The sequence below is a fragment of the Klebsiella sp. CN_Kp100 genome (assembly GCF_040065315.1).
Taxonomy (GTDB): domain Bacteria; phylum Pseudomonadota; class Gammaproteobacteria; order Enterobacterales; family Enterobacteriaceae; genus Klebsiella; species Klebsiella oxytoca.
The window spans coordinates 96314-113000 of record NZ_JBEAIJ010000042.1 but is presented as its reverse complement, the minus strand read 5'-3'; the positions used below and the strand labels follow the sequence as shown (position 1 = coordinate 113000).

The 16687-nt window shown below is 53.1% G+C and carries 15 protein-coding genes; 10 read left to right on the top strand and 5 right to left on the bottom strand.

The window, feature by feature from the left end:
- Window positions 1-26: 26 nt before the first annotated feature.
- From ycaO to pflA, 4 genes are all read left to right on the top strand, one after another.
- The gene (ycaO, locus tag ABLV12_RS18485; RefSeq protein ID WP_004100686.1) at window positions 27-1787 is read left to right on the top strand and encodes a 30S ribosomal protein S12 methylthiotransferase accessory factor YcaO; all 1761 of its coding nucleotides are present in this window, start codon (window positions 27-29) and stop codon (window positions 1785-1787) included.
- A 386-nt stretch (window positions 1788-2173) separates the two neighbouring features.
- On the top strand, window positions 2174-3031 hold the full coding sequence (focA, locus tag ABLV12_RS18480) for a formate transporter FocA (protein ID WP_004100685.1): 858 nt from the start codon (window positions 2174-2176) through the stop codon (window positions 3029-3031).
- Between the two features lie 51 nt (window positions 3032-3082).
- Window positions 3083-5365 (top strand): formate C-acetyltransferase, encoded by a 2283-nt coding sequence (pflB, locus tag ABLV12_RS18475; RefSeq protein ID WP_004100684.1) that lies wholly within the window; start codon window positions 3083-3085, stop codon window positions 5363-5365.
- Between the two features lie 203 nt (window positions 5366-5568).
- Window positions 5569-6309: a pyruvate formate lyase 1-activating protein gene (gene pflA, locus ABLV12_RS18470; protein ID WP_064396690.1), complete on the top strand. Its 741-nt coding sequence runs from the start codon at window positions 5569-5571 to the stop codon at window positions 6307-6309.
- A 56-nt stretch (window positions 6310-6365) separates the two neighbouring features.
- Here pflA and ABLV12_RS18465 read toward each other — a convergent pair whose 3' ends face one another.
- The gene (locus ABLV12_RS18465; RefSeq protein ID WP_064396687.1) at window positions 6366-7223 is read right to left on the bottom strand and encodes a MurR/RpiR family transcriptional regulator; all 858 of its coding nucleotides are present in this window, start codon (window positions 7221-7223) and stop codon (window positions 6366-6368) included.
- Between the two features lie 122 nt (window positions 7224-7345).
- On the opposite strand from ABLV12_RS18465, the gene ABLV12_RS18460 reads away from it, so the two are divergent.
- The 5 genes from ABLV12_RS18460 to ABLV12_RS18440 are packed head-to-tail and all read left to right on the top strand — an operon-like array spanning window position 7346 to window position 11116.
- A complete protein-coding gene (locus tag ABLV12_RS18460; protein WP_004100672.1) occupies window positions 7346-7621 on the top strand; it encodes a PTS sugar transporter subunit IIB in 276 nt (91 codons plus the stop codon).
- A gap of 17 nt (window positions 7622-7638) precedes the next feature.
- Entirely contained in the window at window positions 7639-8904 is a 1266-nt protein-coding gene (locus ABLV12_RS18455; RefSeq protein ID WP_004100670.1) for a PTS ascorbate transporter subunit IIC, read from the top strand.
- A gap of 12 nt (window positions 8905-8916) precedes the next feature.
- Window positions 8917-9714 carry a transketolase gene (locus ABLV12_RS18450; protein ID WP_016808068.1) on the top strand — a complete coding sequence of 266 codons (798 nt, stop codon included), beginning with the start codon at window positions 8917-8919 and terminating at the stop codon, window positions 9712-9714.
- Entirely contained in the window at window positions 9714-10625 is a 912-nt protein-coding gene (locus ABLV12_RS18445; RefSeq protein ID WP_064396685.1) for a transketolase C-terminal domain-containing protein, read from the top strand. Before ABLV12_RS18450 ends, ABLV12_RS18445 begins: the two co-directional genes overlap by 1 nt.
- A 53-nt stretch (window positions 10626-10678) precedes the next feature.
- Entirely contained in the window at window positions 10679-11116 is a 438-nt protein-coding gene (locus ABLV12_RS18440; protein ID WP_049127754.1) for a PTS sugar transporter subunit IIA, read from the top strand.
- A gap of 39 nt (window positions 11117-11155) precedes the next feature.
- Here the strand turns inward: ABLV12_RS18440 and ABLV12_RS18435 are convergent, their stop codons facing one another.
- Window positions 11156-12304, bottom strand: coding sequence for an MFS transporter (locus ABLV12_RS18435; protein WP_004111869.1), 1149 nt, complete (start codon window positions 12302-12304; stop codon window positions 11156-11158).
- A gap of 11 nt (window positions 12305-12315) precedes the next feature.
- Here ABLV12_RS18435 and ABLV12_RS18430 point away from each other — a divergent pair, with 11 nt between their 5' ends.
- A complete protein-coding gene (locus ABLV12_RS18430) occupies window positions 12316-12522 on the top strand; it encodes a hypothetical protein (RefSeq protein WP_123830269.1) in 207 nt (68 codons plus the stop codon).
- Window positions 12523-12578: 56 nt separating this feature from the next.
- Here the strand turns inward: ABLV12_RS18430 and ABLV12_RS18425 are convergent, their stop codons facing one another.
- The 3 genes from ABLV12_RS18425 to dmsA are packed head-to-tail and all read right to left on the bottom strand — an operon-like array spanning window position 12579 to window position 16510.
- The gene (locus tag ABLV12_RS18425) at window positions 12579-13442 is read right to left on the bottom strand and encodes a dimethyl sulfoxide reductase anchor subunit family protein (protein WP_004100660.1); all 864 of its coding nucleotides are present in this window, start codon (window positions 13440-13442) and stop codon (window positions 12579-12581) included.
- Between the two features lies 1 nt (window position 13443).
- Window positions 13444-14061 carry a DMSO/selenate family reductase complex B subunit gene (locus ABLV12_RS18420; protein ID WP_004111868.1) on the bottom strand — a complete coding sequence of 206 codons (618 nt, stop codon included), beginning with the start codon at window positions 14059-14061 and terminating at the stop codon, window positions 13444-13446.
- A 10-nt stretch (window positions 14062-14071) separates the two neighbouring features.
- Window positions 14072-16510 carry a dimethylsulfoxide reductase subunit A gene (dmsA, locus tag ABLV12_RS18415; protein WP_004100651.1) on the bottom strand — a complete coding sequence of 813 codons (2439 nt, stop codon included), beginning with the start codon at window positions 16508-16510 and terminating at the stop codon, window positions 14072-14074.
- Window positions 16511-16687 lie beyond the last annotated feature (177 nt).

Genomic DNA, 16687 nt, shown 5'->3' with positions numbered 1-16687 from the left:
CTTTACGTACGATAAAAGTGACTGCCATGACTCAAACGTTTATTCCCGGCAAAGATGCCGCCCTGGAAGATTCCATCGCTCGCTTCCAGCAGAAGTTGCACGACCTCGGATTTGATATTGAAGAGGCCTCATGGCTCAACCCGGTACCGCACGTCTGGTCAGTGCATATCCGCGATAAAGAGTGCGCCCTGTGCTTCACCAACGGCAAAGGCGCCACCAAAAAAGCCGCGCTGGCCTCGGCCCTTGGAGAGTACTTTGAGCGTCTCTCGACTAACTATTTTTTTGCCGACTTCTGGCTGGGCGAGACCATCGCCAACGCGCCTTTCGTTCACTATCCGAATGAAAAATGGTTCCCTTTAACCGACGATGACGAAGTACCGGAAGGCCTGCTGGATGCCCGCCTGCGCGCATTCTACGATCCTGACGATCAGTTAACCGCCAGCATGCTGGTCGATCTGCAGTCTGGTAATGACGATCGCGGCGTCTGCGGTTTGCCGTTCACCCGTCAGTCAGATGGCGAAACGGTCTATATTCCGATGAATATCATCGGCAACCTGTACGTGTCTAACGGAATGTCCGCGGGCAACACCCGCAACGAAGCCCGCGTTCAGGGCCTCTCGGAAGTGTTCGAACGCCATATTAAAAACCGCATTATCGCTGAAAGTATCAGCCTCCCGGAGATCCCGGCGGAGGTGATGGCGCGCTATCCGGGCGTGGTTGAATCCATCAACAAGCTGGAGGCCGAAGGTTTCCCGATTTTCGCTTATGACGGTTCGCTCGGCGGCAAATATCCGGTTATCTGCGTTGTGCTGTTTAACCCCGCAAACGGCACCTGTTTCGCCTCGTTTGGCGCGCATCCTGATTTCGGCGTGGCGCTGGAACGTACCGTTACCGAACTGCTGCAGGGCCGCAGCCTGAAAGATCTCGACGTCTTCACGCCGCCAACCTTTGATGATGAAGAAGTCGCCGAACATGCGAATCTTGAAACGCACTTTATCGATTCCAGCGGCCTGATCTCCTGGGATATGTTTAAGCAGGATGCCGACTACCCGTTCGTGGACTGGAGCTTCTCCGGCACCACGGAGGAAGAGTTCGCCACCCTGATGGCTATCTTTAAACAAGAAGATAAAGAAGTTTACATCGCCGATTACGAACACCTTAGCGTCTACGCCTGCCGGATAATTGTTCCGGGCATGTCTGATATCTATCCGGCGGAAGACCTCTGGCTGGCGAATAACAGCATGGGCGCACCTCTGCGGGAAACGATTCTTTCTCTGCCGGAAAGCGAATGGGAAAAAGAAGATTATCTGGCGCTTATCGAGCAAATGGATGATGAAGGCCTTGATGATTTCACCCGCGTGCGCGAACTGCTCGGTCTGGCGACCGGTAAAGACAACGGCTGGTATACGCTGCGCATTGGCGAGCTAAAAGCAATGCTGGCGCTGGCGGGCGGCGATCTCGAGCAGGCCTTGATCTGGACCGAGTGGACCATGGAATTTAATGCCTCAATCTTTAGCGCCGAACGCGCTAATTACTACCGCTGCCTGCAAACTCTGCTGCTGCTGAGCCAGGAAGAGGAACGTCAGCCACTGCAGTATCTCAACGCTTTCGTACGCATGTACGGCGCCGATGCCGTTGAAGCCGCCAGCGCCGCGCTTAGCGGAGAAGCACCGTTCTATGGGCTGCAGGCAGTAGACAGCGATCTGCTCGCTTTCCCGGCTCACCAGTCGCTACTGAAAGCCTACGAAAAGCTACAGCGCGCAAAAGCTGTATTCTGGGGTAAATAAGCTCACTTTACTGCCTGAATCACCGTATGATGAGGGGGCAAATAGGCCCCCTTTTTTTATGTTTTCCACAACCCGCAACCAGGTTGTAGCCATAAAGTTAATTAGTGGTGAGAAATAATAAAATGGTGCCGCAAATATTGTTAATATTTAATAAAAATACCCCATTTTAATTAACCGAAAAACGGGGGTAAAATGAAAATAATCAACATTATTTGTAAAATTTAAAATTTATTTTTTCGTTAAAAATCAAATAATTAGATATAAAAAACATCAATTCCACACACTAAAAGGGCCTATAGTTCCGGTAGGATATGATCTACATCAAATTCCCTTCTATAATGCTTTGTTAGTATCTCACCGCCAACTTACATAAAGAGAGAGTTAGTGTGAAAGCTGACAACCCTTTTGATCTTTTACTCCCTGCTGCCATGGCGAAAGTCGCCGAAGAAGCAGGTGTCTATAAAGCGACAAAACATCCGATAAAGACGTTTTATCTGGCTATCACCGCAGGTGTCTTCATCTCTATCGCTTTTGTTTTCTATATTACCGCGACAACCGGCACGGCCGGGATGCCATTCGGGGTTGCCAAACTGATTGGAGGCATCTGCTTCTCACTGGGTTTGATTCTCTGCGTTATATGCGGTGCCGACCTGTTTACTTCAACCGTTCTTATCGTTGTGGCGAAAGCCAGCGGAAGAATAACATGGGGTCAGCTGGCTAAAAACTGGCTAAACGTCTATGTTGGTAACCTGGTTGGTTGCTTACTCTTTGTATTGCTGATGTGGCTTTCAGGCGAATATATGACTGCCAACGGTCAATGGGGACTTAACGTTCTGCAAACCGCCGACCACAAAATGCACCATACTTTTATTGAAGCTGTATGCCTGGGTATCCTGGCAAACCTGATGGTCTGCCTTGCGGTATGGATGAGCTACTCCGGCCGTAGCCTGATGGATAAAGCCATGATTATGGTTTTACCGGTGGCAATGTTTGTTGCCAGCGGGTTTGAGCACAGTATCGCGAACATGTTTATGATCCCGCTGGGTATCGTCATTCGCGACTTTGCGAGCCCGGAATTCTGGACCGCAGTTGGTTCAACTCCGGAAAGTTTCTCTCACCTGACCGTCATGAACTTCATCACTGATAACCTGATTCCGGTAACAATCGGGAACATCATCGGCGGTGGTCTGCTGGTTGGGTTGACATACTGGGTCATTTACCTGCGTGGCGACAACCATCACTAAGGGTTGTTTCAGGCAGTAAATAAAAAATCCACTTAAGAAGGTAGGTGTTACATGTCCGAGCTTAATGAAAAGTTAGCCACAGCCTGGGAAGGTTTTGCGAAAGGTGACTGGCAGAACGAAGTCAACGTCCGCGACTTCATCCAGAAAAACTATACCCCGTACGAAGGTGACGAGTCCTTCCTGGCTGGCGCAACTGAAGCGACCACCAAGCTGTGGGACACCGTAATGGAAGGCGTTAAACAGGAAAACCGCACTCACGCGCCTGTTGATTTTGATACTTCCCTTGCGTCCACCATCACCTCTCATGACGCTGGCTACATCGAGAAAGGTCTCGAGAAAATCGTTGGTCTGCAGACTGAAGCGCCGCTGAAACGTGCGATTATCCCGTTCGGTGGTATCAAAATGGTAGAAGGCTCCTGCAAAGCGTACAATCGCGAGCTGGACCCAATGCTGAAGAAAATCTTCACTGAATACCGTAAAACCCACAACCAGGGCGTGTTTGACGTTTACACCAAAGACATCCTGAACTGCCGTAAATCTGGCGTTCTGACCGGTCTGCCGGATGCCTATGGTCGTGGTCGTATCATCGGTGACTACCGTCGCGTTGCGCTGTACGGTATCGACTTCCTGATGAAAGACAAATACGCTCAGTTCGTCTCTCTGCAAGACAAACTGGAAAGCGGTGAAGATCTGGAAGCAACCATCCGTCTGCGTGAAGAAATCTCTGAGCAGCACCGTGCGCTGGGTCAGATCAAAGAAATGGCGGCTAAATATGGCTGCGATATCTCTGGTCCTGCTACCACCGCTCAGGAAGCTATCCAGTGGACCTACTTTGGTTACCTGGCTGCCGTTAAATCTCAGAACGGCGCGGCAATGTCCTTCGGTCGTACCTCCAGCTTCCTGGACATCTTCATCGAACGTGACCTGAAAGCCGGTAAAATCACCGAGCAAGACGCTCAGGAAATGATTGACCACCTGGTCATGAAACTGCGTATGGTTCGTTTCCTGCGTACTCCAGAATATGATGAACTGTTCTCCGGTGACCCGATTTGGGCAACTGAATCCATCGGCGGTATGGGCGTTGACGGCCGTACTCTGGTAACCAAAAACAGCTTCCGTTTCCTGAACACCCTGTACACCATGGGGCCGTCTCCGGAGCCGAACATCACCATTCTGTGGTCTGAAAAACTGCCGCTGAGCTTCAAAAAATTCGCTGCAAAAGTGTCCATCGATACCTCTTCTCTGCAGTATGAGAACGATGACCTGATGCGCCCAGACTTCAATAACGATGACTACGCTATCGCTTGCTGCGTAAGCCCGATGGTTGTTGGTAAGCAAATGCAGTTCTTCGGTGCTCGCGCTAACCTCGCGAAAACCATGCTGTACGCAATCAACGGCGGCGTTGATGAAAAACTGAAAATGCAGGTTGGTCCTAAATCTGAACCGATCAAAGGCGACGTTCTGAACTTCGATGAAGTGATGGACCGCATGGATCACTTCATGGACTGGCTGGCTAAACAGTACGTCACTGCGCTGAACATCATCCACTACATGCACGACAAGTACAGCTACGAAGCCTCCCTGATGGCGCTGCACGACCGTGATGTTATCCGCACTATGGCATGTGGTATCGCAGGTCTGTCCGTTGCTGCTGACTCCCTGTCTGCAATCAAATATGCGAAAGTTAAACCGATTCGTGATGAAAACGGTCTGGCTGTCGACTTCGAAATCGAAGGCGAATACCCGCAGTTTGGTAACAACGACTCTCGCGTCGACGATATGGCCGTTGACCTGGTTGAACGTTTCATGAAGAAAATTCAGAAACTGCACACCTACCGTAACGCTATCCCGACTCAGTCCGTTCTGACCATCACCTCTAACGTTGTGTATGGTAAGAAAACTGGTAACACCCCAGACGGTCGTCGCGCTGGCGCTCCGTTCGGACCAGGTGCTAACCCGATGCACGGCCGTGACCAGAAAGGTGCAGTTGCCTCTCTGACCTCCGTTGCTAAACTGCCGTTTGCTTACGCGAAAGATGGTATCTCTTATACCTTCTCTATCGTTCCGAACGCACTGGGTAAAGACGACGAAGTTCGTAAAACTAACCTCGCAGGCCTGATGGATGGTTACTTCCACCACGAAGCGTCCATCGAAGGCGGTCAGCACCTGAACGTCAACGTCATGAACCGCGAAATGCTGCTCGACGCGATGGAAAACCCGGAAAAATATCCGCAGCTGACCATCCGCGTATCCGGTTATGCAGTACGTTTTAACTCCCTGACTAAAGAACAGCAGCAGGACGTTATTACTCGTACCTTCACTCAGACCATGTAATGGTATTGACTGAAATCGTACTGTAAAAAGCGTACAATAAAGGCTCCACGCAAGTGGGGCCTTTTTAGCAATACCTTCCTGTCCCAGTCTCTTTTGTCCGCTGTCTATACTTTATGGATAACAGCCAAAACAGACTTAACACAGCCGGTTTGAGCTGTGCATGCACAGGCCCCGGACGGGCCGAATCTGGAGATATCACCGCAATGTCAACAATTGGTCGCATTCACTCCTTTGAATCCTGTGGCACCGTCGATGGCCCGGGGATCCGCTTTATCACTTTCTTCCAGGGCTGCCTGATGCGCTGCCTCTATTGCCACAACCGCGATACCTGGGATACCCACGGCGGTAAAGAGATTACCGTTGAAGAGCTGATGAAAGAGGTGGTGACCTATCGCCACTTTATGAACGCTTCCGGCGGCGGCGTAACGGCATCCGGCGGCGAAGCCATTCTGCAGGCCGAATTTGTTCGCGACTGGTTCCGCGCCTGTAAGAAAGAAGGTATTCATACCTGCCTCGACACTAACGGCTTTGTGCGCCGTTATGATCCGGTTATCGATGAACTGCTTGAAGTGACCGATCTGGTGATGCTCGATCTCAAGCAAATGAATGATGAAATTCACCAGAACCTGGTTGGCGTCTCTAACCATCGAACGCTGGAATTTGCCCGCTATCTGTCAAATAAAAGCATCAAAGTCTGGATCCGCTACGTGGTGGTCCCTGGCTGGTCCGACGATGATGATTCCGCGCATCGCCTGGGCGAGTTTACCCGCGATATGGGCAACGTCGAGAAAATTGAACTGCTGCCGTATCATGAGCTGGGCAAACATAAATGGGTGGCCATGGGCGAAGAGTACAAGCTGGATGGCGTCCATCCGCCTAAAAAAGAGACCATGGAACGCGTGAAGGGAATTCTGGAACAGTACGGTCATAAAGTGATGTACTAAATTTCCCCACCCGGTAGCGCAAGCGCTACCGGGTTTTTGCCAAACTATGATAAGCATCAGGACATAAAGTATTCCGACAGCTTATTTGCCACGCTTTCAATAGAGAAAATGCGCTTCTGATGCGCTTTACGGTATTCCGCATAGCGTTCATCCTGCTCTTCCAGCGCGCTGAGGATCCGGTCGGCCACCATCATGGCGCCGGCAATTTCCGCAAATCCTGACTCTCCCTCCCCCTGTAAAGCCACCGCCGCCTGAAGATTCCAGTCAGATAAGCGGGCTAACGGCGCGAACGTCCCCCGCGTCAGCGACAATATTTTCACGCCCTGCTGCTTTGCCAGGGACAGGGACTGCATCATATCCGCCGAGGCCTGTTCAGTATGCACGACGATAATGCCGGTTTTTTGGTTATCAGCCAGCAACGGCATCGCCGCCGGATAAGAGCGATCGACAAAGCTGGCCGCCTTACCCATATTGATTAAATTCATTTGCAGGAATAACGCGACCGGCACTGCCGTGCCCACGGCATAGATAGCAATGCTGTTCAGGGCGTTAAGCCAGTCAGCTGCGGCTTTCAGCTCCTGGTTATCCACGATAGTATTACTGTCGCGAATGCTCGCCAGCACCGGCGCAATCTCTTCGTTCTCGTTGATACCGTTGTCTTCCGAACGCGCGGCGCCCTGCTCCATCGCCAGCGCGGTTCTGAAATCCGAGAAACCTTTAAATCCGAATGCCCGACAAAAACGGGTGATACTCCCTTCACTGGTATCAATGGAGTCGGCCAGTTCTGAAATCGTGTGACGCATCACAAAGTCAGGATTTTCCGTAATAAAACGGCCAACTTTCTCCAGTATCGGGCTTAGCCCTGAAGCTCCATTTCTTATGCTTATCAACAAGTTATTGTCTATCTGGCTCATGTTTTGCCTTATTTGCTCAAAATGCAAACACAGTCACATCTTTCGTCCTGCTGCAAAGATAATAATTATTATCTCACACAAACAAATAAAAATAATTATTTTTACAAACAGGAGAACATCGAATGAAAGGTCTCATAGTCTGTCGTACCGGTATGGGCAGCTCCTTAATGCTCAAAATAAAAGCACAAAAAATCATCGACAAACACGGCTGGGATATCGAGCTGGAACACGACGTCCTCTCAGGCTTACGCACCTGGCGAGATATTGATTTTGTCATCACTATGCGCGATCTCACCGATGAAGTCGAAGCCGCCGGATTCAGAGCTGTCGGCATCACCGACCTGATGAACAGTGAAGAGATGGAATCTGCGCTCACCGACATCGTTCAAAGCAACTAACCTCTCCCGGAGGCAATATGGATTTCCTCAGATTTATTGTATTCGACATTCTGGGCGTAACCCCACTTTTAGTTGGCTTTATTGCATTAATCGGCCTGTTAATCCAACGCAAGCCGATTGAAAAAGTGCTTTCCGGCACTTTTAAAACCATCGTCGGCTTTCTGGTATTCGCCGGCGGCGCTGGTCTGGCGGTGACTTCCCTGGGTAACTTTCAGACCTTATTCAGCGATGGTTTTGGCCTGAAGGGCGTAATGCCGCTGGCTGAAGCGCTAACCGGACTGGCGCAAACCAAATTCGCCATGTGCGTTTCGCTGATTATGGTGATTGGTTTTGCCTGGAACCTGTTCTTTGCCCGCGTGACGCCGTTTAAATACATCTTTCTTACCGGGCAACATAACCTGTATCTCTCCGCGCTGCTTACCGTGACGCTAAAGGCGCTGGGCTACAGCGACATGACGACCATTATTGTCGGCTCGGTGCTGCTGGGGCTCGCCGCCTGCCTCTATCCGGCTATTGCGCAACCGTGGATGCGAAAAATTACCGGTAACGATGAGATCGCCATGGGGCACTACGTCACGCTGGCCTATGCCGCCTCCGGCTGGATCGGTTCTAAAGTCGGCGATCCTAAACAATCTACCGAAAAGCTGAATCTCCCCGGTTGGCTGGGGATCTTCAAAGATTACATTGTTTCAGTATCGATCTCGGTGAGTATTTTCTATTACATCGCCGCGCTCGCGGCCGGAAAAGCTGCGGTCACCGCAGCGGCCGGCGGCATGCACTGGCTGGTTTACCCGCTCTTTCAGTCGCTGACCTTTACCGCTTCTCTGTACATCATCATTACCGGCGTGCGCCTGCTGCTGTCAGAAATTGTTCCGGCCTTTCTCGGCATCTCGGAGAAGTTTATTCCTAATGCCAAACCCGCGCTCGACTGCCCGGTCGTCTTTCCCTACGCTCCAACCGCCACGGTTCTCGGATTTATCTCGTCTTTTGTCGGCGGGCTGGTGGTGATGGGTTTGCTGGCGATCCTCGGACAAACCGTCATTATCCCGGTAGCTATTCCCTACTTCTTCATCGGCGCCACCGCTGCGGTATTTGGTAATGCCTCCGGCGGCTGGAAAGGCGCGATTGCCGGAAGCTTCATCACCGGGATCCTGATCGGTATTGGCCCTGCGCTGATTTACCCGATTATGGAGTCCGTCGGTCTTTCAGGCACCAGCTTCCCGGAAACTGACTTCGTTGCCCTGGGTCTGGTCGTGTACTACATCGGTAAAATGCTGCCCTAAGAAGGAAAGAACATGAACATTGATGAACTGAAATCCCATGCGCTTGCCGCTCGCCGCGAGATAGTCACCATGATTTACGAATCCGGGATTGGCCATCCGGGCGGGGCATTGTCGATAATCGACATTCTTACCTGGCTCTATTATCAGGAAGTCGATTTGCAAGCCTCCCCGCGCTCGCGCGTGGTGATGAGTAAAGGCCACGCCGTCGCCGCGCAGTACGCCATGCTCTATCAAAAAGGAAAGATCGATCGCAGCGAGTTCCACACGTTCCGGCAGATCAACTCGCGCCTGCAGGGACACCCAAGCATTAAATCACTACCGGAGGTCGATGCCACAACCGGTCTGCTGGGTCAGGGGCTGTCGATTGCTTTTGGTATGGCGGCCGCCAAAAAGCGGCGCAACGATCCGCACCGGGTCTTTGCCATCGTTGGCGATGGCGAAATGCATGAAGGCCAAATCTGGGAAACCTTACAGCAGGCTGGTCACATGAAAATGGATAATCTGGTCGCCATCTTCGATTACAACGGCTTCTCTTCCCACGACCCCGTTAATGAAGTCGTTAATCTCGAGCCGCTGGCGGACAAAATCCGCAGCTTTGGCTGGCATGTACTGGAGCTGCACGATGGCAATGATATGCATCAGGTTGCCGATACCCTGATGCTATCCCGCCATCTGAAAGGCAAGCCGGTCGCCATCGTGGCGCACACGACTAAAGGTTCCGGCGTCAGCTATATGGAAAACAACGGCGACTGGCACTCAAAAACCCCGAGCAAAGAACAATTTCAGCAGGCAATGGAGGAGTTACAGTGATGAAAGCACCCCGTGATGAGATCGGTAATGCCCTGATTGCGCTAAAAGAAAAAGGCTATCCCGTCGTTGTTATCGACAGTGATTTAGCCAGCTCTACCCGTACTGACCAGTTTCAGACCATCTATCCTGAGGCCTTCTTCGAAATGGGCATTGCGGAAGGCTCCGCCATGAGTTTCGCGGTCGGCCAGGCGCTGGAAGGCTTTATGCCCTTCTATGTTAACTTTGCCATGTTCGTCACCGGCACCGCCTGGACCCAGCTGCGGCAGGCCTGCTACGCCAAAGCCAATATTAAACTCGTCGGTAGCCATCCCGGTATGGATGATGGACCTGACGGCGCTTCGCATCATGCGCTGGAGGATTTAGCGCTGACCCGCGTCCTTCCGGGGTTAACCGTCCTGACGCCAGCAGATGCGGAAGAAATCGCCGAGGCCTTCGAGCAGGCGGCAAAAATAAAGGGGCCCGTTTATATCCGCGTTGCCCGCGAACCGATGCCGGTTCGCGATAAAAGCGTCGTGCCGCGGGTGAGCGATATCGCCGCCATCGCCGATAGCGGCAATGATTTTGCGATTCTTTTTGAAGGGACGGTTCTGGAGCAGGCCACCGAGGGTTATGAAAAGTTGGTCGCCAGCGGCAAAAAGGGCAAGCTGATTCACGTCGCAACCCTTAAGCCCTTTAATCAGCAAGAATTTTATCGGCTGGTTAATGATTGCCCACTTATCGCTACGCTTGAAAATCATACCGTCAACGGCGGCCTCGGTGGGCTGATCGCGGAAACCCTGGCGCAAAAGGCGCATCCGGCGCGCCTTACGCGGTTGGGAACGCAGGATACATTTACCGAATCGGGTAACAGCAGACAGCTAAAAGCGAAATACGGCATTTCGGGAGAAGCGCTGTTTAATGCTCTACGCTAACTACCAGGCGAGCCGGTCAGATGGCGGTCGGCTCGCGCATAAAAGGAATGTGTATGGAAGAGACGCTGTTTTCCGCCTGTCAGTTCACCAGCCACTGCCTGAACTGGCGCAGCGCTGTTCAGCTCGCCTGCCGCCCGCTAGAGCAACAGGGGAAAATTACCGCCGGGTATGCCGGTGCGATTATCCACGCCACAGAGCAGGATGGCCCCTGGTATATACTGAGCCCGGGATTTGCGCTACCGCATGCGCGTCCGGAAGCGGGCGTGCTGAGCAAAAATAGCGCGCTTTCGCTGCTTTGCTGTAGCGAAGCCGTTGATTTTCCGGATCATCCCGGAATTCGGCTGATAGTCATACTGGCGGCGGCAGATAGCGAACAGCATATTCAGACGATCCAGCGGTTAGTCTGCTGGCTGGATGAGGGGGATAGACTTCAGCGATTCAGCACGGTGCAAAGCCAGACCGAGTTTGCCGCGCTTCTTGCTTCGCATTAAACCATAGCCAGGGCGTGACCTGGCTATGTTCTGCATAAATCAGGCGTGCGCCACCGGCGTAGGATGGTGGCCCGCTTTGCGCAGCAGCGTCAGCAGATAGATGAATGACACGCTGGCGATCATGATAAACAGCAGATTATCAGAGAAATTCTGCATCAGCATCGCGGTAAGGGTCGGCCCAAGCAGGCTACCCACGGTATAGCTCATTAAGAGCGCCTGGTTCATCGCCACCAGCTGATGACGCTCCACTTTTTCACAAGCCCAGGCCATAGCCACCGGATAGAGCGTAAAGCCGGATGCCCCCAGCACGAACAGCGCCGGCGCCATTGCGGCCTGGCTTAACATTGCCAGACAGCCGAGGATCACCACAAATACCTGAACGCGCAGGACCAGCAGACGCCCGTAGCGATCGGCAAGACGGCCAATCGGCCACTGCCCAACGATACCCGCGCTCACCATTACCGCCATCCAGAAGCCAATGCCGGAATCGCTAACGCCCTGGTGGTTAAGCCATAGCGGCATCAGGCCATACAGCGAACCGAGAACGATGCCGGAAATAATGCAGCCGTTGACCCCATGGCGGGCCTGACGCAGCCGTAGCATAGGCCAGATACGCGCCGGTTCATGCGGTTCATCGGCCTGAGTCGCCACGCGAGCAAACAGCAGCGGCAGGATGGCCGCCAGAGCCAGCGCCGTCACCCACGGCAGAACGCTCATCAGATCCGTCGGCAGTTTGCTGACCATTAGCTGGCCCAGTACCGTGCCGACATAATAAATCATCATATAGGCCGCCAGCAGTCGACCCCGGCTCCGCGAAGTGCCGCTACAGACCAGCGCGCTCTCAACCACCACCCAAATCATCGCGCAGCCGACGCCGGCGATAAAACGCCAGCTGAACCAGCTCCAGAAGCCAATAGTGATACCAAGACCCACGCAGCCCACGGCAAAAATAACCGATGCCAGGTAATAGCTGCGGTTAAACCCCAGGCGCTTAATTACCCATCCGGCGAGCAACGTTCCCACCAGATTACCGGTAAAATAGGACGACCCCACCATTCCAACCTGCCAGGTCGGCATATTTTCATGGGCGAGCCAAAGCGGGACGAGCGTATTTAAAACCGCTATCGCCAGAGTCAACAGAAGCAGGCCACAGAGCAGCATTTGCACTGGCCGGGTGTAGATGGTCATGGATATAAACCGTGATGGAGTTCAGATTTCGTGCGCATCATGCCACTGCTGAAAACATTGTCAATCTACCTGAAATCAGGCCTGACGCGGTTTGCGGGGGAACGATTGAAGTTTTTTATCCAGCGGATCGTCAACAGAATAGTTATTTATATTATTCCATTGTTTTTATTAATTTATTAAAAAAAAGCGGTGGGAATATCAGTAGAAATATTTCATGAATCGACCGCACTTTTTATCGCGCCAGAAATCATAATTCTGGCGCGATAAAGGACGATTAGCTGGCGATTGCCATCCCGACGGTCATATGCAGGCCATAGAAGACGCCGCGGCCGATCGCTTCGCCAACCAGCACCAGCGCAAATGCCAGCCCCAGAAGCGGCAATGCGGGCTGATAGCCTTTGAGCTGCGGAGCAATCCAGCATACCAGCGCCAGCACCAGAGCCACCACGCGCCACGCCATCAGCGAACCATAGTTCGGCACCAGCGCCGAGGCCTGCTGGATAGAGCTATGGATTGTTGTCAGCTCCTGACCCTGCATCAGCACCACGGTCACGCTCACCACCAGCGCCAGCAGAGTCACCGCCGGCAGCAGGCGCATCGCCCAACCGTTGACGTCCGCAAAGCGCAGCAGCAGATATCCCAGCAGCGGACCGCCGATAAACATCGTCAGGAAGAAGCTCAGTGGCGTCCAGACCGTGTACCAGGTGGGCACCGTATCGATGGTGTTATAGACGCGGACCATCATCCAGACAAAGATTATCCCGAGCACCATGGTAATAACCAGCCAAAGGTGACGCAGTCCCGCGGGTAGCTTATTCACCACCGCCAGCAGCCAGCCAATGCCGCCGACGGCAAAGAACAGCGCACCGCTGGCGATTTCGTTGCTGAGCGATGAAGCCCCCACGCGATTAAGCGAGTTAAAAGCGCGCATCGGCGACCCAAGATGCAGAGTCGAGGCAATAAAACCTACGCCCATCAGCACCCACAGGCCAAACATACTTCGCACCACGCGCTGCTGCTGTTCACGCGTTAAATCGCCCTTTATTAGCGCCAGAGCCAGTACAATAAATCCGCCCACGACGCACTGACCCAAGACCGTGAAAATAATCAGCGGCCATTCATGCCATCCACTCCCCATCTCACACCTCCTTCGGGTTAGCCAGGTAGCCGGTGGTATCTCCACACGGTCGGCTGTTGGCATTAGGTTTAATCACAATGCTCGGCTTAGTGAAATGCGCCGAAGGCAGCGGCGCGACGGCAGCCAGCTGACCGTGTTTTTTACGCAGCTCTTCAATCGGGCCGAAATCCAAGGCGCGCAGCGGGCAAGATTCCACGCAAATCGGTTTTTTGCCGTCGGCTACGCGCTCGTGGCAGCCATCGCATTTGGTCATATGGCCTTTTGTCGCATTGTACTGCGGTGCGCCGTACGGGCAGGCCATATGACAGTAGCGACAGCCGATACAGACATCTTCATCGACGACGACAAAGCCATCTTCACGCTTGTGCATCGCTCCGCTAGGGCAAACTTTAGTGCAGGCAGGATCCTCACAATGGTTGCAGGCGATAGAGAGGTAATAGGCAAAGACGTTTTGCTGCCATACCCCGTTATCCTCCTGCCAGTCGCCGCCGGCGTATTCGTAGATACGACGGAAGCTGACTTCCGGCGTAAGGTTTTTATAGTCTTTACAAGCCAGTTCGCAGGTTTTGCAACCGGTGCAACGGGCGGAATCAATAAAAAATCCATATTGAGTTGTCATCGGTTACTCCTTACAGCTTTTCAACCTGGACGAGGTTGGTATGCGATGGATTGCCTTTCGCCAGCGGCGACGGGCGTTGGGTGGTCAGCACGTTGATGCTGCCAGCCTGATCCACGCGGCCTGCGTCCGGGTTATACCAGGCCCCCTCACCCAGCGCGACCACGCCAGGTATCATTCTCGGGGTCACTTTGGCTTCGATATGGACTTCACCACGATCGTTAAAGATGCGGATCCGATCGCCATTAGCGATGCCGCGCTTCTGCGCATCCAGCGGGTTGATCCACATCTCCTGACGGCAAGCCGCTTTCAGCACGTCAACGTTGCCGTAGGTGGAGTGCGTACGGGCTTTATAGTGAAAACCGGTGAGCTGCAGCGGATACTTTTCAGCCAGCGGATCGTCATAGTTTTCAAACCCAGGGCTGTAGATCGGTAGCGGGTCGATGACATCCTGTTCTTTAAGCTCCCAGGTCGCCGCAATTTCCGCCAGCTGCGCAGAGTAAATTTCAATTTTCCCTGACGGCGTCGTTAACGGATTGGCGGCGGGATCTTCACGGAAGGCTTTATAGGCAACGTGGTGACCTTCCGGATCGCGCTGCTTGAAGATTCCCTGCTTACGGAATTCATCAAACGGCAGCAGTGCCGGGATCGCTTTACGGGATTGTTCATAGAGATGACGCAGCCACTCTTCCTGCGTGCGACCTTCGGTGAAGCGTTGCTCAACGCCCATGCGCTTCGCCAGTTCGCTGGTCATTTCATAAATGGTTTTGCACTCAAAGCGCGGCTTGATGGCCTGGTCGGCAAAAATCACGTAGGACATGTTGCCGCAGGAAGCATCCAGCGCAAAATCCATCTGCTCCGAGGCCGTACAGTCCGGCAGCAGAATATCGGCATATTTTGCTGAGGAGGTCATATGGCAATCAATGACCACAATCATTTCGCACTTCTTGTCATCCTGCAGGATGTCATGGGTACGGTTGATTTCTGAGTGCTGGTTGATAAGACAGTTACCAGCATAGTTCCAGACCATTTTGATAGGGACGTCAAGCTTATCTTTGCCGCGCACGCCGTCGCGCAGCGCGGTCATTTCCGTACCGCGCTCAATCGCATCGGTCCACATAAACATGGAAATACTGGTTTCCACCGGATTATCCAACGTCGGCATGCGTTCAAAAGGCAGGGAGTAAGAACCTTCACGCGCGCCGGTGTTGCCGCCGTTAATCCCGACGTTACCGGTTAAGATCGCCAGCATTGAAATTGCACGGGATACCAGCTCACCGTTGGCATGACGCTGCGGGCCCCAGCCCTGAGAAATATAGGCAGGTTTAGCGCTGGCGATTTCGCGCGCCAGCTGCACGATACGCGCCTGGGGAATGCCGGTAATCGTCGCCGCCCACTCAGGGGTCTTCGCGATACCGTCTTTGCCCTGACCGAGAATATAGGCCTTATAGTGGCCATTGGCTGGCGCTCCTTCCGGCAGCGTTTTCTCGTCATAGCCTACGCAGTATTTATCGAGGAAAGGTTGATCAACAAGGTCTTCAGTAATCATCACCCACGCCAGCGCGGAGACCAGCGCGGCGTCGGTTCCTGGGCGAATCGGGATCCACTCGTCTTCGCGTCCGGCACCGGTGTCGGTATAGCGTGGATCGATAATAATCAGCCTGGCGTTGGATTTCTCCCGCGCCTGTTCCAGGTAATAGGTTACCCCGCCGCCGCTCATTCGGGTTTCCCCGGGGTTGTTGCCAAACAATACGACCAGCTTACTGTTTTCGATATCCGACGGGCTATTGCCATCGGCCCAGCCACCGTAGGTATAGTTCAGGCCAGCGGCAATTTGAGCGGTGGAGTAGTCGCCATAATGGTTGAGATAGCCGCCGCAGCAGTTCATCAGCCGGGCAATCAGGGTTTTTCCCGGTGGCCATGAGCGAGTCAAAGTTCCGCCGAGGGTACCCGTTCCATAGTTCAGATAGATAGACTCATTACCGTACTCTTTTATCAGGCGCTGCATATTGCTGGCGATAGTATCAAACGCTTCTTCCCAGCTGATGCGCTCGAATTTGCCCTCGCCGCGCTTGCCCACGCGCTTCATCGGATATTTCAGGCGGTCCGGGTTGTAGACGCGTCGACGCATCGAGCGGCCGCGCAGACAGGCGCGAACCTGATGCAGGCCGTCGTAGCTATCATCGCCGGTATTGTCTGTTTCAACATATTTGATCTCACCATCGACCACATGCATCCGCAGCGGACAGCGGCTACCGCAGTTAACCGTACAGGCGCTCCAGGTAACGGTTTCGCTGGTGGGACTCAGGCTATCCGCAGCGTGGGCAATGCGCGTGAAGGGTAAGGTAAAAGCGCTGCTGGCCATTGCCAGCCCGCCAATCGCCGTGGTTTTCATTAAACCACGCCGGCTCACCTCGGCAGCCAGTAAAGCATCGGGGGTTTTGGTTTTCATAGATACTCGCTTTGGTTGCTCACAATTAACTTAAAGCCGTTATATAGTTTGATATATAACGAAATTAGACTTTATTAGTTTTTTATGCTGCTTAATCCAAAGGGAGTATCTGCGTATTCGCGAAGTCGATTATTGCCCGGTATCAAGAAGGGGGTAAAAAAAAGCGCCCGCAGGCGC